Raw genomic sequence first — 18731 nt, forward strand, 5'->3', positions numbered from 1 at the left:
CCCGCCGGGCCGAATCACCTGATATAGCGCTTTTTCAGGATCGCTCCGCGGCGTCGTCTATAACGATCTGAGCAACCTCGCGCATGCTCAGCCGCCGGTCCATCGACGCCTTCTGGATCCACCTGAACGCCTGCGGCTCCGTCCAGCCGTGCTGCGTCATCAGCTGGCCCTTGGCCCGCTCGACCAGCTTCCTGGTCTCCAGCCGCTCCGACAGGCTCGACACCTCGGCCGCCAGCGCCACCATCTCCTCGTGCCTGCTGACCGCCATCTCGATCGCCGGCACCAGGTCGGCCTTGGTGAACGGCTTGACCAGGTAGGCCATCGCCCCCGCGTCCCTGGCCCGCTCGACCAGGTCGCGCTGGGAGAACGCGGTCAGGATGAGGCAGGGGGCGATGCGCTCGGACACGATCCGCTCGGCCGCCGAGATGCCGTCGAGCACCGGCATCTTCACGTCGAGGATGACGAGGTCGGGCCGCAGCTCGGCGGCCAGCCGGATCGCCTGCTCGCCGTCACCGGCCTCGCCCACGACGACGTAGCCGTCCTCCTGGAGCATCTCCTTGAGGTCGAGGCGGATCAGGGCCTCGTCTTCCGCGATCACTACTCGCCGCTGCGTACTCACGAGCAGAAGAGTACAGACGTCCGGTAGATTAGATCCACGCCGGTGCGGCTCGGAGCGCTACGCTACGAGATCACAGCCCGGACATACGCCGCCCCGGTAGACCAATCGGCAGAGTCGATGGCCTCAAAATCCATTCAGTGTGGGTTCGAATCCCACCCGGGGCACTCACCATGGCACCGGCACGACCGCCCGGCTCTTGAGCCCGGCGGTTTTGTCGTACCCGGATGCTTCACTCTTCGCATGCACGATAGCGCATGCCGTCACGGCCGGCCGAAATGCCGGGCCGAAATTCGCGTCACCACGGCACGGGCCCGTCCTCGTCGAAGAAGCCGCCGGTCGGCCCGTCCGGCCCCAGCGTGGCGAGGCGGATGACGACGGCCGCCCCGTCCGCCGCCGTGCGGGTGATGGCGAACGGCAGGCCCTTGGTGAAGTCGGTGGCGCAGGGGCCGGGGGCGGCGGCGTTCACGAGGAAGCCGTCGCCGCGCAGCTCCTTGGCGTACTGGACGGTCAGGGCGTTGAGCGCGGCCTTGGACGGCGGATACGTCGCCGACGGCGCCAGGGCTGACATGTAGTGGGCGGGGTCGGTGTGGTGGCGCAGGGAGCCGACGCCGCTGGAGACGTTCACGATGCGGGGGGCGGGTGAGCGTCTGAGCAGGGGCAGCAGGGCGTTGGTGACCATGAGGACGCCGATGACGTTCGTCTCGAACACCTCACGCATCGCCTCGGCGGGGGTGCGGGCCGGCGTCAGGTCGATGGGGCCGGAGATGCCGGCGTTGTTGACGAGCACGTCCAGCCGGTCCAGGGAGCCGGCGACGGCCTCGATCGTGGCGGGGTCGGTGACGTCGAGGACGACGACGCGCACGTCCGGCTCGACGGCCTGCGCCTCGTTGGCGGTGAGCTGGGCGCGCAGGCGGGCGGCGGCCTGTTCGCCTCGGGTACGGTCGCGGGAGCCGAGCAGGACGGTCATGCCGCGGGCCGCCAGCCCGGCCGCGATCGCGTACCCGATGCCCTTGTTCGCCCCGGTCACCAGGGCAGTGGTGGTTTCGGTCATGTCGGGAAGCACACCACCGGTATCGGTTCGCGGGCCAACACCGGATGGGTAGCGGGCAATACCCTGAAGGTATGGAGACACGCGAGCTCGCCTACTTCGCGGCCGTCGCGGAGGAGCTGCACTTCGGACGGGCGGCGGCGCGGCTCGGCATGGCGCAGCCACCGCTGTCGAGAGCGATCCAGAAGCTGGAACGGCGGCTCGGGGTGTGCCTGTTCGAGCGGAGCAGCCGCGGGGTGTCGCTCACCCCGGCCGGTGAGGTGCTGGCCAGGGAGGCCGCGAAGGTGCTCGACGCGGTGGCCGCCGCCACGGCCCGCACCCGGCGGGCGGGGCTGGCCGAGCCGCGGCTGGTGGTCGCGCTGAAACCCGGCGGCGACGGCGGCCTCCTGCCGGACGTCCTGGCCGCCTACCGGGAGCGGCCCGACGCGATCGGGGTGGAGCTGGCGCTGTGCGGGGTGGCGGAGCGGGCCCGGCTCGTCCGCGACGGGACGGCCGACGTGGCGTTCCTGCACAGCCCGTACGAGGACCTGACGGGGTTCGACAGCGAGCCGTTGCGCGTCGAGGACAGCGTGGCGATCATGACGGCCGCCCATCCCCTGGCCGGTCGCACCCACCTCCACCTGTCCGACCTCGACGCCGACCCCACGCCCCGCTGGCCGGGAGCCCACCCCGAGGTGAGCGACCCGGCGATGCTCATGCAGCTCGTCGCGCTCGGACGGCTCGTCGTGGTCGCTCCGGAGTCCGTACGTGACCAGATGCGGCGGGACCTGGCCTGCGTGCCGGTCCTGGACGCGCCACCGACGACCGTGGTGCTGGCCTGGCCGGAGGGCACCCGGTCACGCGCTCTGGCCGAGTTCGTCCACACGGCGACGGAGGTCGCGGGTCGCCGCTCGGGGGCGGTCGGGACTTTTCGGGATCGCTCCCACCGGGAATAGCCGTTTCAAGATCGATGAATACGGGGGGTGGGGCGGGATGCCGTTGAGCGTGGCGGAGCGGGAGGCGTTCCTGGCGGAGTCGCACATCGCGAGCCTGGCGGTGGAGGCGGGCGACGGCCGGGCGCCGCTGGTGGTGCCGGTCTGGTACGACTACAGCCCCGGCGGCGAGATCCGGTTCCTGACGGACGGCGACTCGCACAAGGCCAAGCTGATCGCGAAGGCGGGCCGGTTCTCGATCCTGGCGCAGCGGACCAGCCCGACCTACCGGTACGTGTCGGTGGAGGGCCCGGTGGTGCGCTCGGGGCCGACGACGCTCGACGACCTGACCCGCATCTCGTCCCGCTACCTGCCGCCGGACGCCGTCTCGGGCTACGTCCAGGGCTCCGATCTGCATGTGCTGGTGACGTTCCGGATGCGGCCCGAGCACTGGCTCTCGGCCGATCTGGGCGCTCTGAGCTGACCCCCGCCCTCCGTAGCCCCGCCACCGCCTTCCGCGGTGGCGGGCGCCGCGCAGGCCGGGGACCGTGCACTGCGGGCCGACCTGGGAAACGGTATTTTTGGGGCCGTGACTGCTATCGATCCCACCTCGACCGGCGCGTTCGGCGTCGGCCTCGCCACCATCGCCGCCGACGGCACCGTACTCGACACCTGGTTCCCCGCCCCCGAGCTGGGCGAGGCGCCCCATGAGGGCACCCAGCGGCTCTCCGCCGAAGAGGCGGGCGAGCTGGCCGAGCTGGCCGGCCCCGACGCGGCGCGGGGCGTGGAGGTGGTGGCCGTGCGCACCGGCATCGCCAAGCTCTCCGAGGCTCCGGTGGACGCGCACGACGTCTACCTGCGCCTCCACCTGCTCTCGTCCCGGCTGGTCCAGCCGCACGGCGTCAACCTCGACGGCATCTTCGGCCTGCTGGCCAACGTGGTGTGGACGAACTTCGGCCCCTGCCCGGTGCCGGACTTCGAGCGGACGCGGCTGCGGCTGCGGGCCAGGGGCGCGGTGACGGTGTACGGGGTGGACAAGTTCCCGCGCATGGTCGACTACGTGCTGCCGTCGGGCGTGCGGATCGCCGACGCCGACCGGGTGCGGCTGGGCGCGCACCTGGCCAGCGGCACCACCGTCATGCACGAGGGCTTCGTGAACTTCAACGCCGGCACGCTCGGCAGCTCCATGATCGAGGGCCGCGTCTCGGCGGGCGTGGTCGTCGGCGACGGCTCCGACGTGGGCGGCGGCGCCTCCATCATGGGGACGCTGTCGGGCGGCGGCAAGCAGGTCATCTCGATCGGCGAGCGTTGCCTGCTGGGCGCCAACTCGGGCCTGGGCATCTCGCTGGGCGACGACTGCGTGGTGGAGGCGGGCCTGTACGTCACGGCGGGCACCCGGGTCACGCTCCCGGACGGCACGGTCGTCAAGGCGGCCGAGCTGTCGGGCTCCGACGGCATCCTGCTGCGCCGCAACTCCCAGTCGGGCGCCGTGGAGGCCCTGCCTCGCAAGGGCGGCGGCATCGAGCTCAACGCGGCCCTGCACGCCAACGACTGAACGACCCAGAAGCACGCAAATGGGGCAGCGCACCACCTACGCTGCCCCATCGCCATTCCAGCCAGCCCGCACACGGCCGTTGCTCGGACCACGCGGATGGCCCAGTTGGGCTCGCGTAACGGCGGCCCGCTGGTGAAGGGTCAGCGGCCGTTACATGGAGGGCCACCCGCCGGAGTGCGGCGGGTGGCAGACCACGGCAGCGCGTAAAGAAAGAAAAAGATCAGTGCGCGTGCGAGACCGCGGAGCCGATCGTGTGGACGCGCAGGGCGTTGGTGGAACCCGGCGTGCCGGGAGGCGAGCCGGCCACGATGACCACCTTGTCACCCTTCTCCAGCCGCCCCAGCGACAGCAGCGACGCCTCCACCTGCCGCACCATGTCGTCGGTGTGGTGCACGAACGGCACGTGGAACGTCTCCACCCCCCACGTCAGCGACAGCTGCCCCCGCACGTGCGGCGCGCTGGTGAAGGCGAGCAGCGGGATCGGCGAGCGGTAGCGGGCCAGGCGGCGCGCCGTCTCCCCCGACATCGTGAACGCCACCAGCGCCTTGGCCCCCACGATCGCCCCCACCTCGGCGGCGGCGCGGGCGATGGCGCCGCCCGTGGTCTCGGGCATGCGCTCCAGCGTGTGGGTGGCGTGCAGGGACGACTTCTCCGCGGCGCAGGCGATGCGGTCCATCGTGGAGACGGCCTCGATCGGGTAGTTGCCGACCGACGTCTCGCCCGACAGCATGACCGCGTCGGCGCCGTCCATGACGGCGTAGGCCACGTCGGACGCCTCGGCGCGGGTGGGCCGCGGCGCGTTCATCATGGAGTCGAGCATCTGCGTGGCGACGATGACCGGGCGGGCCTTCTCGCGGCACAGCTCGATGATGCGCCGCTGCACGATCGGGACCTGCTCCAGCGGCAGCTCGACGCCGAGGTCGCCGCGGGCGACCATGATGCCGTCGAAGGCCTCGACGATGTCGGGCAGGCGGTCGACCGCCTGCGGCTTCTCGATCTTGGCGAGCAGCGGGAGGCGGACGGCCTCCTGCTCCATGATGTTGCGCACCACGTCGGCGTCGGACGGGCGGCGGACGAACGACAGGGCGATCATGTCGAAGCCGGTGCGCAGCGCCCAGCGCAGGTCGGCTTCGTCCTTGTCGGTGAGTGCGGGGGCGCTGACGTTGACGCCCGGGAGGTTGAGGCCCTTGTTGTCGGAGATCATGCCGCCGATGACGACCCGGGTGGTGATGCGCTCGCCGTCGACGCGCGTGGCCTCCAGCACGAGGCGGCCGTCGTCGACGAGGATCGTGTCACCGGGGCGGACGTCGTTCGGCAGCCCCTTGTAGGTGGTGGAGACCTGCTCGCGGTCGCCCGGCACGTCTTCGGTGGTGATGGTGAAGACGTCGCCGAAGCCCAGCCTGACGGGGCCTTCCTCGAACGTGCCGACACGGATCTTGGGGCCCTGCAGGTCGGCGAGCACGCCTACGCCGCGGCCGAGGTCGGCCGCCACCTCCTTGACCCGGTCGTAAACCTCTCTGTGCATGTCATGGTTGCCATGGCTGAGGTTGAACCGTGCCACGTCCATGCCCGCGGCGATCAGCTCGCGGAGGCGTTCTTTGGAGGAAGTGGCGGGGCCTAGGGTGCAGACGATTTTCGCGCGACGAGTCACGAGTCCTACCTTAATTGGTACAGACCACTTGGCAGTCACTGACGACGGAGAACGTACCCGACGTAAGAGAACAGAACGAGAACGGCGACCCCAAGTCGCGCCAAGTTCGTGTACTCCTCCGGGTAGATCACGCCCTCGATGTAGTGGTCGATGAAGCCGCTGGCGGGTAACCCCTCCAGGCCCGCGCGGCGGCGCGCCCAGTCCTCGGCGAGGGTGAGGGGGCACTCGACGCCGGTCACGACCGAGACCAGGCCCCAGGCGGCGACGGCGAGGTGCGCCCAGATGGTACGCCTCCAGCGCCACGCCAGGAACCCGCCCACGGCCAGATAGGCCAGAAAGGCGAAGTGCGCCACCATCACGGCGTCCGCGAGGAGGCGATACATCATGGTTCGACGGTAGCGGCCTTCCAGGCGTCCACGATGCCGTGGCCGTAGAACCCGTTGTCGGACGGGCTGCCCTCGCACGCGTGCGTCTCGGTCTGGCCGAAGATCTTGTAGACGTACTCGCGGGGCGTCGGGCACGCCTTCTGCGTGGCGGTCTTGTAGAGGAGCTGCTCGACGGTGTCCGGGGCGAGGTCGACCCCGCCCTTGCCGGGCTTGCCGAAGCGGCTGACGAGGATCGCGGCGACGCCCGTCGCGTGCGGCGAGGCCATCGAGGTGCCTTCGAGGTACTGGTAGTAGGCGCAGGTGCCGCCCGTGCAGTCCTTGATGACGTCGGCGCCCTTCGGCTCGCCCTTGGCGTCGATCCGGCCGGCGGCGCGCAGCACGTGCTCGGGCGCGGCGGCCAGGATCGAGCGGGTGGCCTGGGTGCCCTCCCCGTCCAGCGTGTCGCCGCCGGGCGCCGCCAGGTCGGTCTGCTCGTCGCCGTAGTCGCTGTAGATCGCCTTGCGCCCGGACGGCCCGACGGCCGAGACGGAGATGACGCCGTTCGACTCGGCCGGCACGTTGATGCACGAGTTGTCGATCTGCCGGTCCTTCTCGTCACCCTTCGGGTAGCCGGGGCTCTGCTTGTCGACCGTGGGATGGCCGAGGTCCGTGGAGCCGTTGCCGAGGGCGGAGATCAGCGTGACGCCGCGCTGCCGGGCGTAGTCGAGGGCGCGCTGCATGCCGGTGATGATGGCCTGCTGCTCCAGCTGCTGCTTCTTGGTGTCGGACTTGTTGTTCACGCAGTTGAACAGCCACGGGTCGACGAAGTAGCTCATGTTCACGACGTCCACGCCGATGTCGCCGGCGTAGGTGAGGGCGTCGAGGCTGGGCTTGAGGAAGAAGAAGCCGGAGTCCTGGCCCGCCCTGAGGTTCACGATCTGCACGCCCGGGGCGACGCCGGCGATGCCCAGGCCGTTCAGCGGGGAGGCGATCGTGCTGGCCACGTGGGTGCCGTGGCCGTCGTCGTCCACGTCCACCGGGTCCTTGCAGCCGGCCGCCTCGCACGGGCCGTCCAGTGTCTCGCCGTACTCGTCCTTGGGCTTGTCGGTGACGAAGTTGCGGCTGAGCTCGCGGTTGAAGTTGGGGGCGATGTCGGGGTGCTTGCCGTCCACGCCGGTGTCGATCACGCCGACGAGGACCTGCCGGGTGCCGGGCGCCTTGGCGTGGGCGCGGTCGGCGCCGATCATGCGCATGTCCCACTGGCGGCTGGCGAGCGGCTCCCCCTTGGTCTTGGTGAACGCCCTCTCGTCCGGGAATCCGCCGCCCGTCCGGGCGGCTTCGCCCGTCCGGGCGGCTTCGTCCGTACGGGTGCTTCCGCCGGTACGGGTGGCTTCGGTGGTGCGGGCCGTGGCGGGGCGGGTGGTGGCGTAGCCGATGCGGCGGTCCGGGGAGATGCCGACGATCGACGGGTCCGAGCCCACCACCTCCTCGAAACCGGCGCCCGAGCCGGCCGCCATGAGGTAGCCGAGCTTGGTGTCGGCGGAGACCGTGGTGCCGCCGGCGCGCTCCACGGCGGCCTCGGCCTGGCCCTGCTTGCCGTAGTCGTAGAAGACGAGGAAGTCGGCCCGTGGCGTGACGTGCTCGCGAGGGTTGGACGGCGTGCAGGCGCCGAGTGCGACCACGGCGGCCAGCGCCGTCAAGCCCGAGGCGACCCGCCGCATTCTTCCCCCATCCGCCGACTTGCCGCAGAACCTGAATCTTCCCGACAGTAATCCGGTGATGCAACTTAGTCATGAAATTTCGGTCGATAGATGACGAAGTGGACCCCCTTTCGGAGGTCCACTCCTCATCGACGGGCCAGGCCGCCGCGGCAACCCAGGCCGGGGTGCGTCAGGCGCGGCGCGTCAGGCGCGGCGCGTCAGCCGCGGTGCGTCAGCCGCGGGCCTGGGGTGTGGGTGTCAGGCGGACGTCCTTCAGGCAGGCCAGGAGGAGGGCGCCGCCGATCAGGATGGGGCCGAGCCAGGCGAACACCCCCGTGATCGCGTCCGAGAAGGCGAGCTGGGCGGCGTGCCGGGCCGCTTCGGGCAGCGCCTGGATGGCCTCGGGGGTGACCGCCGTCTGGCCGCCCGCCACCCGTCCGCCGAAGATCGCGCCGAGGATGGCGACGCCGAGGGCGCCGCCGACGTTCCTGGCGAAGGTGACGGCCGAGGTGGCCGCGCCCCTGTCGGCCTCGGGGGCGGTGGTCTGCACGGCGAGGATGAGGTTCTGCCCGACCATGCCGAGCCCGAGCCCGGCCAGCACCATGTACGCGCCGGACACGAACGCGCTCGTCCCGAGCCCCATGGTGGAGAACAGGAACCCGCCGGCCGCGGCGACCAGCGAGCCGACCACCATCACCCACTTGTAGCGGCCGAGCCGGGTGACGACCCGTCCGGTCAGCGTGGAGGCCGTGATCATGCCGCCCATCAGCGGGAGGAGCAGCAGCCCCGAGTCGGTCGCGCTGGCGCCGGAGGCGAGTTGCAGGTACATGGGCAGGAACGTGGCCATGCCGAGGATGGCGGTGGCGATCAGCACGGTGGCGGCCACGGGGAGGGCGAACGACCGGTCGCGGAAGAGCCGCAGGGGCAGCACGGGCTCGGCGGCCTTCCGTTCCACCAGGATGAACAGCCCGGCCAGCAGCACGGAGGCGGCGGCCAGCCCGAGGATGACGGGTGAGGTCCACGCGTAGGTGGTGCCGCCCCAGGAGGCGAGGAGGGTAAGGCTGGTCAGCAGCGCCGAGATGAGGCCGGCGCCGAGCCAGTCCACGCGGTGCGGGGAGGTGCGGCGCGGCAGCTTGAGCACGCTGAACGCCACGGCCAGCGCGAGCGCGCCCAGGGGCAGGTTGATGTAGAAGATCCAGCGCCAGGACACGTGCTCGGTGAGGTAGCCGCCGATGATGGGCCCGGCGATGGAGGCCACGCCGAAGACGGCGCCGAACAGGCCCTGGTACTTGGCGCGTTCCCTGGGGCCGGCCAGGTCCGCGGAGATGATCATGGTGAGGACGAGCAGCCCGCCGGCGCCGAGGCCCTGGAAGGCGCGGAAGGCGATGAGCTGGCCCATCGTCTGGGCCAGGCCGCACAGGGCCGAGCCGAGGACGAACAGGGCGATGGCCCACAGGTAGAGGTTCCTGCGGCCGTACATGTCGCTGAGCTTGCCGTACAGGGGCGTGGCCATGCCGGACGTCAGCGCGAACGCGGTGACCAGCCACGACAGGCTCTCGATGCCGTGCAGCTCGCCCACGATGGTGGGCATGGCGGTCGCCACGACCGTCTGGTCGATGGCGGCCAGGAACATGGTGAGCATGAGTGAGGCCATGCTCACCCACAGTGAGCGCGGTGGCGCGTCCTTCTGGGTGATGGTCGATACCATGGGTGGGCTCCTTGCTTCCTTTCGCGAGGGCAGGAGAAATCGGCGGCGATCGGGGGTGCCACCCCGGTCGCCGCACTTCCTATGGGGTCAGAGTCCGCGCTCCAGCAGCGTGAGCGCCTCTTCGAGCAGCTCCTCGGCCGGCTCGCCGCTCAGCACCGACTCCTGCACGGCCGAGATCGTCGCGCCGAACGTGGCGATGACGAGCAGCCTGGCGTGCATGGGGCCGGAGACGCCCGGCCGGCTGCGCACCGCGCCGAGCAGGCTCTCCAGGACCTTCGTCTCGTCGACGGCCCTGGCCTTGGCGGCCAGCTCGGGGTGGCGGCGGCGCAGCTCCATGAAAGGCTCCAGGTCCTCCATCGCCGGACGGATGCGCACCACCAGCTCGCGCGCCACCGCCTTCAGCGACTCGAAGACCGGCTCGTCGCCGGGCCTGCCGGTGAGCAGGCCGACGAACTCCTCGGGCCGCCACGGCGGCTCGGGGGTGAGCGCTTCCTCCTTGGAGGCGAAGTAGTTGAAGAACGTGCGTGGCGAGATGTCGGCCGCCGCGCTGATCGCCTCCACGGTCGCGGCCTCGACCCCTTGATCGAGCGCGATGCGCACCGCCGCCCGCCGGATGGCCTGCTGCTTCTCGGCCCGGCGGCGGTCGCGCCGCTGCTGCGGACTCTCCATGCCTTGCACTCTATGCAACACTTGCACGGACTGCAAGGTCTGCACGGTATGCAATTCCCGGCAAGACCGAACGCCCGCCCCCACCAGGGGACGGGCGTTCGGTGCGGCGGGCAGGCGGGTCAGGCGGGTCAGCGGGTCAGCGGGTCAGCGGGTCAGCTCCAGCGTGACGCCGCCCGAGATGACGCCCCGCGACATCGGCCGCCGCAGGAACTCGTGCGGGAAGCCCAGGTCCACCGCGCTGGCCTCGGCGAGCGTGGCCCGCTGGGCGTCGCTGAAGCGCACGTCGAGCGCGCCCAGGTTGTCCTCCAGCTGGGCGAGCGTGCGGGCCCCGACGATGGGCGCCGTCACGCCGGGCTCCAGCAACGTCCACGCGATCGCGACCTGCGACGGGGTGGCGCCGAGCTCGTCCGCGACCCGCTTGACGACCTCGGCGATGCCGAGCGAGCGCTCCGTGAGGGAGCCGTTGGCCGCCGCCACGTTCTTGCGGGTGCCGGACGGGTCGGCGGAGACCTCGTGGGTCAGGTCGGCCCGCGTGTACTTGCCGGTCAGCACGCCGCTGCCGAGCGGCGACCACGGGATGACGCCGAGGCCCAGCTCGCGGCCCATCGGGATGAGGTCGCGCTCCCCCGTCCGCTCGATCAGGCTGTACTCGATCTGCAGGGCGATCAGCGGCGACCATCCGCGCAGGTCGGCGATGGCCTGCATGCGCGACACCTGCCAGGCGGGCGTGTCGGAGATGCCGACGTACAGGACCTTGCCCATCCTGACGAGGTCGTCCATCGCGCGCAGGATCTCCTCCACGGGGGTGGTGAAGTCCCAGGCGTGCAGGTAGAGCAGGTCGATGTGGTCCGTGCGCAGGCGGCGCAGGCTCGCCTCGACCGACTGGACCATGCTCTTGCGGTGGTTGCCGCCCGAGTTCGGGTCGCCCGGGCGCCTGGCCATGCTGTACTTCGTGGCCAGCACGAGCTGCTCGCGCCGCCCGGCCGCGAACTCGCCGACCAGCGTCTCGGCGGTGCCCTCCGTGTACTGGCTGGCGGTGTCGACGAAGTTGCCGCCGCGTTCCACGTACGCGTCGAACACCCGGCGGGACTCGTCCTTGTCCGAGCCCCAGCCCCAGTCCGTCCCGAACGTCATCGTGCCCAGGGCCAGCGGCGAGACCCGCAGCCCGGAACGGCCCAGCAGGCGGTAGGTGTCAAAAGTCGTCATGCGTCCAAGCCTGCTCGGCCCGCGAGCCATGGGTAAGGGAAGAGCCTTCCTGGGATCGGCCGTACCAGGCAGGCGCCGTAGGATCGAGGCGATGAGCACCGTGGACCAGACCCGCGAGCTCGCGGCCTTCCTGCGCACGCGCCGCGAGCGGCTGCGCCCGGGCGACGTCGAGCTGCCGGCGCGCCGCGCCCACCGCCGCACGCCCGGGCTGCGCCGGGAAGAGGTCGCCGAGCTGGCCGGGGTCAGCGTCGACTACGTGATCCGGCTGGAGCAGGGGCGCGGGCTGCGGCCCTCGCCCGAGGTGCTGGAGGCGCTGGCGGGGGCGCTGCGGCTGAGCGAGGACGAACGGCTCTACCTGTTCGACCTGGCCCGGCAGCGGCCGACCAGCAGGCCCGAGCGCGAGGGGCCCGCCGACGACGAGGCGGGGCCGCTGTCGCGGCTCGTGCTGGACCTGTCGCCACTGCCCGCCATGGTCCTCAACCACCGCTTCGACATCATCGCCTGGAACCCCGAGATGGCCGGGCTGATGCTCGATTTCGCCACGCTGCCGCCCCGCCAGCGCAACAGCCTGTGGCTGTGCATGCTCCACCCCGGCCTGAAGGACTTCTTCCGCGACAGGGAGCGCACCATCCGCGAGGGCATCGCCGACCTGCGGGCCTCCTGGGCGGCCCACCCCGACGACAAGGGCCTGTCGGACCTGGTGGAGGAGCTGACGTCGGGCAACGAGGAGTTCGCCCGGCTGTGGGCGATGCGCGACGTCCGCGTCAACGCCAGGGGGCGCAAGCGGCTGCGGCACGCCGTCGAAGGGCCGCTGACGGTCGAGTACGAGGTGCTGGCGCCGCTGCAGGCACCGGGGCAACGGCTGGTCATCTACCGGGCGGCGGACCCGGAGTCGCAGCGGGCGCTGGACGCCATCGCACGGTCCTGCGCGTCCTGACCCCGCACGGCCGGCTCAAGAACCCGACCACGCGAACGGCCAGGGGCTGACCACGCGGATGGTCAAGGATGCGCGCGTAACGGCGGCCGGCCACGTGCGGGGTCAGCGGGCGTCTTCCTGGAGGCCCTCAGCCACGTGCGGCGGGTGGCGGTGACGTCGGCTCTGCCGTAACGCATGGCCTGGAAACGACAGCGGCCCGGACAAGCCGGGCCGCGCCGGAAAGACGTCAGACGAGCGGACGTGCGGTCGGAAGGATCGGGTAAGGCAGAGCCGTGTCGCCGGTGAGGAAGCGGTCGACGCCGCTGGCGGCGGCGCGGCCCTCGGCGATCGCCCACACGATCAGCGACTGCCCGCGCCCCATGTCGCCCGCCACGAAGACGCCGTCCACCTTGGACATGTACGTCTTGTCACGCGCCACGTTCCCCCTGGCGTCGTAGAAGCCGTCGCCGGCGACCTCCGCCAGGTCCTGCAGCAGGGCGCCCTTCTCCGGCCCGAGGAAGCCCATGGAGAGGGTGACGAGCTCGGCCGGGATCTCCCGCTCGGTGCCGGGGATCGGCTTGAAGCCGTTCTGCGGCCCCTCGACCTCGACCAGGCGCAGCGCCCGGACGTTGCCGTCGGCGTCGCCGACGAACTCGGTGGTGGAGACGGCGTAGACGCGCTGCCCGCCGCCCTCCTCCAGCTCCTCGTGGGCGCTCTCCATCTTGAACAGGATGGGGAAGGTCGGCCACGGCTGGCTGCCGGGCCTGGACCTGGGCGGCTGCGGCATGATCTCGAGCTGGGTGACGGACTTGGCGCCCTGCCGGATCGCGGTGCCGATGCAGTCGGCGCCGGTGTCGCCGCCGCCGATGACGACGACGTGCTTGCCCTCGGCCGAGATGGGCGAGGTCTCGTAGTCGCCCTCCTGGACCTTGTTGGACAGCGGCAGGTACTCCATCGCCTGGTAGATGCCCTTGAGCTCGCGCCCGGCCACCGGCAGGTCGCGCCACTGGGTGGCGCCGCCGGACAGCACCACGGCGTCGAACTGCTCGCGCAGCTCGGCGGCGGTGATGTCGACGCCGACGTTCACGCCGGTGCGGAACTCGGTGCCCTCGGCCCGCATCTGCTCCAGGCGGCGCTCGATGTGCCGCTTCTCCATCTTGAACTCGGGGATGCCGTAGCGCAGCAGCCCGCCGATGCGGTCGGCCCGCTCGAACACGACCACGTCGTGTCCGGCGCGGGTGAGCTGCTGGGCGGCGGCGAGCCCGGCGGGGCCCGAGCCGACGACGGCGACCTTCTTGCCCGTCTTGACGGCCGGGGGCTGCGGGGTGACCCAGCCCTCGGCGAACGCGCGGTCGATGATCTCGACCTCGACCCGCTTGATGGCGACCGGGTCGGAGTTGATGCCGAGCACGCACGCCGCCTCGCACGGAGCCGGGCAGAGCCTGCCGGTGAACTCCGGGAAGTTGTTGGTGGCGTGCAGCCGCTCGATCGCCTCGCGCCAGTCGGTGCGGTAGACGAGGTCGTTCCACTCGGGGATGAGGTTGCCCAGCGGGCAGCCGTTGTGGCAGAACGGGATGCCGCAGTCCATGCAGCGGGCCGCCTGCTTGGTCAGCTTCTCCTGCGAGAAGTCCTGATAGACCTCGCGCCAGTCGCTGATGCGGACGTCCACGGGGCGGCGCGCCGGCAGCTCCCGGTCATGCGTGAGGAAACCCTTCGGGTCAGCCATACGGTTACGCCTCCCTTAACCCTTGACCGCGGCCGCCATGACGGCCTCGTCGATGTCCCGGCCTTCGATGCGGGCGGCCTCGGCGGCCTCCAGCACCCTCTTGTAGTCGGTCGGCATGATCTTGCCGAACCTGGTGAGCGCCGCGTCCCAGTCGGCGAGCAGCGCCTTGGCGACCGGCGAGCCGGTCTCCGCGAAGTGCTTCTCGACGGTCTCCTTCAGGAACTCGGCGTCCTGCTCGGTGAGCGCCTCGATGGCGACCATCTCGCGGTTGACCCGCTCGGGGTTCAGGTCCAGCAGGTACGCCACGCCGCCCGACATGCCGGCCGCGAAGTTGCGCCCGGTCGGGCCGAGCACCACGGCCTTGCCGCCGGTCATGTACTCGCAGCCGTGGTCGCCCACGCCTTCGACGACCGCGGTGGCGCCGGAGTTGCGCACGCAGAACCGCTCGCCCACGACGCCCCGGACGAACACCTCGCCGGACGTGGCGCCGTAGAGGGCGACGTTGCCGGCGATGATGTGGCCGTCGAGCGGGGCCTCGTCGTGCGGCCGGACGGTGATGCGCCCGCCGGACAGGCCCTTGCCCAGGTAGTCGTTGGCGTCGCCGGTCAGCCGCAGCGTGATGCCGCGCGGCACGAACGCGCCGAACGAGTTGCCCGCCGAGCCGGTGAAGGAGATGTCGATGGTGTTGTCGGGCAGGCCCTTGCCGCCGTACCGCTTGGTGACCTGGTAGCCGAGCATGGTGCCGACCGTGCGGTTCACGTTGCGGATGGGCAGCTCCAGCGTGACCGGGGTGCCGTCGTTGATGGCGCCCTCGGCGAGCTGGATGAGGGTGTTGTCGAGCGCGTGCTGCAGCCCGTGGTCCTGCTCGACGGTGCGGCGCAGCGGGGTGCCCGCGGGCAGCTCCGGCCGGTGCAGGATCGGCGACAGGTCGAGACCGCTGGCCTTCCAGTGGTCTTCGGCCGCCGTCGTGTCGAGCATCTCGACGTGCCCGATCGCCTCGTCGAGCGAGCGGAAGCCCAGCTCGGCGAGGTACTCGCGGATCTCCTCGGCGATGAACTCGAAGAAGTTGACCACGAACTCGGGCTTGCCGGTGAACCGCTTGCGCAGCTCGGGGTTCTGCGTGGCGACACCCACCGGGCAGGTGTCGAGGTGGCAGACGCGCATCATCACGCAGCCGGACACGACCAGCGGGGCGGTGGCGAAGCCGTACTCCTCGGCGCCCAGCAGCGCGGCGATGACGACGTCGCGGCCGGTCTTGAGCTGGCCGTCCACCTGCACCACGATGCGGTCGCGCAGGTCGTTCAGCAGCAGCGTCTGCTGGGTCTCGGCCAGGCCGAGCTCCCACGGGGCGCCCGCGTGCTTGAGGCTCGTCAGCGGGGACGCGCCGGTGCCGCCGTCGTGCCCGGAGATGAGCACCACGTCGGCGTGCGCCTTCGACACGCCCGCCGCGACCGTGCCGACCCCGACCTCGGCGACCAGCTTCACGTGGACCCTGGCCTCCGGGTTGGAGTTCTTCAGGTCGTGGATGAGCTGGGCCAGGTCCTCGATCGAGTAGATGTCGTGGTGCGGCGGCGGCGAGATGAGGCCGACGCCGGGCGTGGAGTGCCGGGTCTTGGCCACCCACGGGTAGACCTTGTGGCCGGGCAGCTGGCCGCCCTCGCCGGGCTTGGCGCCCTGCGCCATCTTGATCTGCAGGTCGTCGGCGTTGACCAGGTACTCGGAAGTGACGCCGAACCGGCCGGAGGCCACCTGCTTGATCGCGGAGCGGCGCTCCGGGTCGTACAGGCGCTCGGGGTCCTCGCCGCCCTCACCGGTGTTGGACTTGCCGCCCAGCCGGTTCATCGCGATGGCGAGCGTCTCGTGCGCCTCCATGGAGATGGAGCCGTACGACATCGCGCCGGTGGAGAACCGCTTGACGATGCTCTCGACCGGCTCGACCTCCTCGATGGGGATCGGGTTGCCCTTGCGCAGCCTGAACAGGCCGCGCAGGGTCATCAGCCGCTCCGCCTGGGAGTCCACGAGGTTCGTGTACTCCTTGAAGATCTCGTAGCGGCGGGTCCTGGTGGCGTGCTGCAGCTTGAAGACGGTCTCGGGGTTGAACAGGTGCGGCTCGCCCTCGCGCCGCCACTGGTACTCGCCGCCGACCTGGAGCCTGCGGTGGGGGTTCTCCACGCGCGGGTACGCGTGGCGGTGCCGCTGCGCGACCTCCTCGGCCAGCACGTCGAAGCCGACGCCGCCGAGACGGGAGGTGGTGCCGGTGAAGCAGGAGTCGATGACCTCCTGGCTCAGGCCGAGCGCCTCGAAGATCTGCGCACCGGTGTAGGAGGCGACGGTGGACACGCCCATCTTGGACATGACCTTGATGACGCCCTTGCCGTACGCCTTGATCAGGTTGCGGACCGCCTTGTGCTTGTCCATCTGCAGCGCGCCGGCGTCGACCAGGTCCTCGATCGTCTCGATCGCGAGGTACGGGTTGATCGCGGCGGCGCCGTAGCCGATGAGCAGCGCCATGTGGTGGCACTCGCGCGCCTCCCCGGTCTCGATGACCAGGCCGATCTTGGTGCGGGTCTTCTCCTGGATCAGGTGGTGGTGCACCGCGCCGGTCAGCAGCAGCGACGGGATCGGCGCGAGCGCGTCGGAGGAGCCGCGGTCGGACAGCACGATGATGCGCGCGCCGTCGGCGATCGCCTTGGACGCCTCGGCCCTGATCTCCTCCAGCCGGCGCAGCAGCGCCTCGCCGCCGCCGCCGACCTCGTACAGGCCGCTGATGACGTACGGGTGGAAGCCCGGCAGGTCGTGCTCGTCGTTGATGTGGATGATCTTGGCGAGCTCGTCGTTGTCGATCACCGGGTACGGCAGCACGAGCTGGCGGCAGGAGCTCGGCCCCGGGTCCAGCAGGTTGCCCTCGGGCCCCAGGGTGCTGGCCAGGGAGGTGACCAGCTCCTCGCGGATGGCGTCCAGCGGCGGGTTCGTGACCTGCGCGAACAGCTGCGTGAAGTAGTCGAACAGCAGCCGCGGCTTCTCGCTCAGCACGGCGACGGGCGTGTCGGTGCCCATCGAGCCGATCGGCTCCTGGCCGGTCTTGGCCATCGGCGACAGGATGACGCGCAGCTCTTCCTCGGTGTAGCCGAAGGTCTGCTGCCGCTTGACCAGCGCCTCGTGCGTGGGGATCTCGCGCGAGCGGGCGGGCAGCTCCTCGAAGCGGACGAGCCCGGCGTGCAGCCACTCGCTGTACGGCAGCTCGGCGGCGAGCTCGGCCTTGATCTCGTCGTCCTCGATGATCTTGCCACGGGCGGTGTCGATGAGGAACATGCGGCCCGGCTGCAGGCGGCCCTTGCGGACGACGTCCTCGGGCGCGATGTCCAGCACGCCGGCCTCGGAGGCCAGCACGACCAGGCCGTCGGCGGTCACCCAGAACCGGCCGGGGCGCAGGCCGTTGCGGTCGAGCACGGCGCCGGCGAGCGTGCCGTCGGTGAACGTGATCGAGGCGGGGCCGTCCCAGGCCTCCATCAGCGTGGAGTGGAACTCGTAGAAGGCCCGGCGCGCCGGGTCCATCTCGGTGTGGTTCTCCCACGCCTCGGGGATCATCATCAGGACGGCGTGCGGGAGGCTGCGGCCGCCCATGTGGAGCAGCTCAAGGGCCTCGTCGAAACTGGCGGTGTCGCTGCCGTCCGGGTCGCAGATGGGGAAAAGTCGCGAAATATCGCCCGGGATGTTGGCGGAGGCCAGCATCGCCTCGCGGGCCCGCATCCAGTTCCGGTTGCCCTTGACCGTGTTGATCTCGCCGTTGTGCGCGATGTAGCGGTAGGGGTGGGCCAGCGGCCAGCTCGGGAACGTGTTGGTGGAGAACCGCGAGTGCACCAGCGCGATCGCGCTCTCGTAACGCTCGTCGCTCAGGTCGGGGAAGAACGGCTCGACCTGGTCGGGCGTGAGCATGCCCTTGTAGACGACCGTCCGGGACGACAGCGAGGGGAAGTACACGTCGGCCTCGTGCTCGGCCCGCTTGCGCAGGCAGAACGCCAGCCGGTCCAGCTCCAGGCCCGTGCGCCCCTCAGGGTCGGACACGAACAGCTGGGCGAAGTGCGGCATGACCGCCCGGGCGCTCGGCCCCGGCAGCTCCCGGTCGACCGGCAGCTCGCGCCAGCCGAGCACGGTCAGGCCCTCCTCGGCCGCGATCTCCTCGATCAGGCGCACGGCCGTGGCCCTGGCCTGCTCGTCGAAGGGCAGGAAGGCGATGCCGGCGGCGTACGCACCGGCGTCGGGCAGCGTGAACGGCACGACCGCCCGGTAGAACCCATCGGGGATCTGCGTCAGGATCCCGGCTCCGTCGCCGGTGTCCGGCTCGCTACCCTTGGCCCCCCGATGATCAAGATTGCACAGCGCCGTCAGCGCCTTGACCACGATGCCGTGATCACGACGCCCGGCGACGTCGGCGACCATGGCGACACCGCAGGCATCGTGCTCGTTGGCGGGGTGGTACAGGCCCTGGGGCTCGGGGAACCCGAGGTGGGCAGCAGGCATTGAATCCCTCCCGTCGTCTTCGTCTGTCGAGAACTGCTTCACAGGCGAGGGACGACGTTGGCCCTGCTGCATATCGTGGGTAGAGGTTACCTCACCCTGCCGGATTGGTGCCCGCCGCGTCCGCATTACGAACTTC

At 70.9% G+C, this 18731-nt stretch carries 14 protein-coding genes and 1 tRNA gene; 5 read left to right on the forward strand and 10 right to left on the reverse strand.

The annotated features are described in order from the left end of the window. Window positions 1-34: 34 nt before the first annotated feature. Window positions 35-619: an ANTAR domain-containing response regulator gene (locus HCN51_RS49120; protein ID WP_230466397.1), complete on the reverse strand. Its 585-nt coding sequence runs from the start codon at window positions 617-619 to the stop codon at window positions 35-37. A 90-nt stretch (window positions 620-709) separates the two neighbouring features. Between HCN51_RS49120 and HCN51_RS49125 the strand changes: the two genes are divergently transcribed. Next, a tRNA-Leu gene (locus tag HCN51_RS49125) sits at window positions 710-783 on the forward strand. A 131-nt stretch (window positions 784-914) separates the two neighbouring features. Here the strand turns inward: HCN51_RS49125 and HCN51_RS49130 are convergent. Continuing rightward, window positions 915-1670 carry an SDR family oxidoreductase gene (locus HCN51_RS49130; RefSeq protein WP_168019234.1) on the reverse strand — a complete coding sequence of 252 codons (756 nt, stop codon included), beginning with the start codon at window positions 1668-1670 and terminating at the stop codon, window positions 915-917. A 71-nt stretch (window positions 1671-1741) separates the two neighbouring features. Here HCN51_RS49130 and HCN51_RS49135 point away from each other — a divergent pair, with 71 nt between their 5' ends. The 3 genes from HCN51_RS49135 to dapD all read left to right on the forward strand — a co-directional run bounded on the left by HCN51_RS49135 (window position 1742) and on the right by dapD (window position 4133). Then, complete coding sequence (locus HCN51_RS49135) at window positions 1742-2602, forward strand: LysR family transcriptional regulator (RefSeq protein ID WP_168019236.1); 861 nt, start codon at window positions 1742-1744, stop codon at window positions 2600-2602. 37 nt (window positions 2603-2639) lie between these two features. Beyond that, window positions 2640-3062, forward strand: coding sequence for a pyridoxamine 5'-phosphate oxidase family protein (locus HCN51_RS49140; protein WP_080040994.1), 423 nt, complete (start codon window positions 2640-2642; stop codon window positions 3060-3062). Window positions 3063-3167: 105 nt separating this feature from the next. Beyond that, the gene (gene dapD / locus HCN51_RS49145; RefSeq protein ID WP_080040995.1) at window positions 3168-4133 is read left to right on the forward strand and encodes a 2,3,4,5-tetrahydropyridine-2,6-dicarboxylate N-succinyltransferase; all 966 of its coding nucleotides are present in this window, start codon (window positions 3168-3170) and stop codon (window positions 4131-4133) included. Between the two features lie 220 nt (window positions 4134-4353). On the opposite strand, the gene pyk is transcribed toward dapD, so the two are convergent. The 6 genes from pyk to HCN51_RS49175 all read right to left on the reverse strand — a co-directional run bounded on the left by pyk (window position 4354) and on the right by HCN51_RS49175 (window position 11432). Further along, complete coding sequence (pyk, locus tag HCN51_RS49150) at window positions 4354-5784, reverse strand: pyruvate kinase (protein ID WP_080040996.1); 1431 nt, start codon at window positions 5782-5784, stop codon at window positions 4354-4356. A gap of 35 nt (window positions 5785-5819) precedes the next feature. Continuing rightward, window positions 5820-6170 carry a DUF2784 domain-containing protein gene (locus tag HCN51_RS49155; RefSeq protein WP_168019238.1) on the reverse strand — a complete coding sequence of 117 codons (351 nt, stop codon included), beginning with the start codon at window positions 6168-6170 and terminating at the stop codon, window positions 5820-5822. Continuing rightward, window positions 6167-7870, reverse strand: a complete 1704-nt coding sequence (locus HCN51_RS49160; protein WP_168019240.1) for a S8 family peptidase — start codon at window positions 7868-7870, stop codon at window positions 6167-6169. The genes HCN51_RS49155 and HCN51_RS49160 overlap by 4 nt, the downstream gene beginning before the upstream one ends. A 211-nt stretch (window positions 7871-8081) precedes the next feature. Next, window positions 8082-9557 carry an MDR family MFS transporter gene (locus HCN51_RS49165; RefSeq protein WP_168019242.1) on the reverse strand — a complete coding sequence of 492 codons (1476 nt, stop codon included), beginning with the start codon at window positions 9555-9557 and terminating at the stop codon, window positions 8082-8084. A gap of 87 nt (window positions 9558-9644) precedes the next feature. After that, window positions 9645-10226 (reverse strand): TetR/AcrR family transcriptional regulator, encoded by a 582-nt coding sequence (locus HCN51_RS49170; protein WP_168019244.1) that lies wholly within the window; start codon window positions 10224-10226, stop codon window positions 9645-9647. A gap of 144 nt (window positions 10227-10370) precedes the next feature. Beyond that, the gene (locus HCN51_RS49175; protein WP_168019246.1) at window positions 10371-11432 is read right to left on the reverse strand and encodes an aldo/keto reductase; all 1062 of its coding nucleotides are present in this window, start codon (window positions 11430-11432) and stop codon (window positions 10371-10373) included. Window positions 11433-11523: 91 nt separating this feature from the next. On the opposite strand from HCN51_RS49175, the gene HCN51_RS49180 reads away from it, so the two are divergent. Continuing rightward, window positions 11524-12369 (forward strand): helix-turn-helix domain-containing protein, encoded by an 846-nt coding sequence (locus HCN51_RS49180; RefSeq protein ID WP_168019248.1) that lies wholly within the window; start codon window positions 11524-11526, stop codon window positions 12367-12369. A 226-nt stretch (window positions 12370-12595) separates the two neighbouring features. Here the strand turns inward: HCN51_RS49180 and HCN51_RS49185 are convergent, their stop codons facing one another. Continuing rightward, window positions 12596-14074, reverse strand: coding sequence for a glutamate synthase subunit beta (locus tag HCN51_RS49185; protein WP_168019250.1), 1479 nt, complete (start codon window positions 14072-14074; stop codon window positions 12596-12598). Between the two features lie 15 nt (window positions 14075-14089). Next, window positions 14090-18595, reverse strand: coding sequence for a glutamate synthase large subunit (gene gltB, locus HCN51_RS49190; RefSeq protein ID WP_206068796.1), 4506 nt, complete (start codon window positions 18593-18595; stop codon window positions 14090-14092). Window positions 18596-18731 lie beyond the last annotated feature (136 nt).

The sequence above is a fragment of the Nonomuraea composti genome (assembly GCF_012034275.1).
In the GTDB taxonomy this organism is placed as follows: Bacteria; Actinomycetota; Actinomycetes; order Streptosporangiales; family Streptosporangiaceae; genus Nonomuraea; species Nonomuraea composti.

Excerpts from the sequence above, each read along its gene's own strand:
- HCN51_RS49155 (WP_168019238.1), bottom strand. The coding sequence starts at position 6,170 with ATGATGTATCGCCTCCTCGCGGACGCCGTGATGGTGGCGCACTTCGCC.
- HCN51_RS49135 (WP_168019236.1), top strand. The coding sequence starts at position 1,742 with ATGGAGACACGCGAGCTCGCCTACTTCGCGGCCGTCGCGGAGGAGCTG.
- HCN51_RS49185 (WP_168019250.1), bottom strand. The coding sequence starts at position 14,074 with ATGGCTGACCCGAAGGGTTTCCTCACGCATGACCGGGAGCTGCCGGCG.
- HCN51_RS49140 (WP_080040994.1), top strand. The coding sequence starts at position 2,640 with ATGCCGTTGAGCGTGGCGGAGCGGGAGGCGTTCCTGGCGGAGTCGCAC.
- HCN51_RS49160 (WP_168019240.1), bottom strand. The coding sequence starts at position 7,870 with ATGCGGCGGGTCGCCTCGGGCTTGACGGCGCTGGCCGCCGTGGTCGCA.
- HCN51_RS49130 (WP_168019234.1), bottom strand. The coding sequence starts at position 1,670 with ATGACCGAAACCACCACTGCCCTGGTGACCGGGGCGAACAAGGGCATC.
- HCN51_RS49165 (WP_168019242.1), bottom strand. The coding sequence starts at position 9,557 with ATGGTATCGACCATCACCCAGAAGGACGCGCCACCGCGCTCACTGTGG.
- HCN51_RS49170 (WP_168019244.1), bottom strand. The coding sequence starts at position 10,226 with ATGGAGAGTCCGCAGCAGCGGCGCGACCGCCGCCGGGCCGAGAAGCAG.
- HCN51_RS49175 (WP_168019246.1), bottom strand. The coding sequence starts at position 11,432 with ATGACGACTTTTGACACCTACCGCCTGCTGGGCCGTTCCGGGCTGCGG.
- gltB (WP_206068796.1), bottom strand. The coding sequence starts at position 18,595 with ATGCCTGCTGCCCACCTCGGGTTCCCCGAGCCCCAGGGCCTGTACCAC.
- HCN51_RS49180 (WP_168019248.1), top strand. The coding sequence starts at position 11,524 with ATGAGCACCGTGGACCAGACCCGCGAGCTCGCGGCCTTCCTGCGCACG.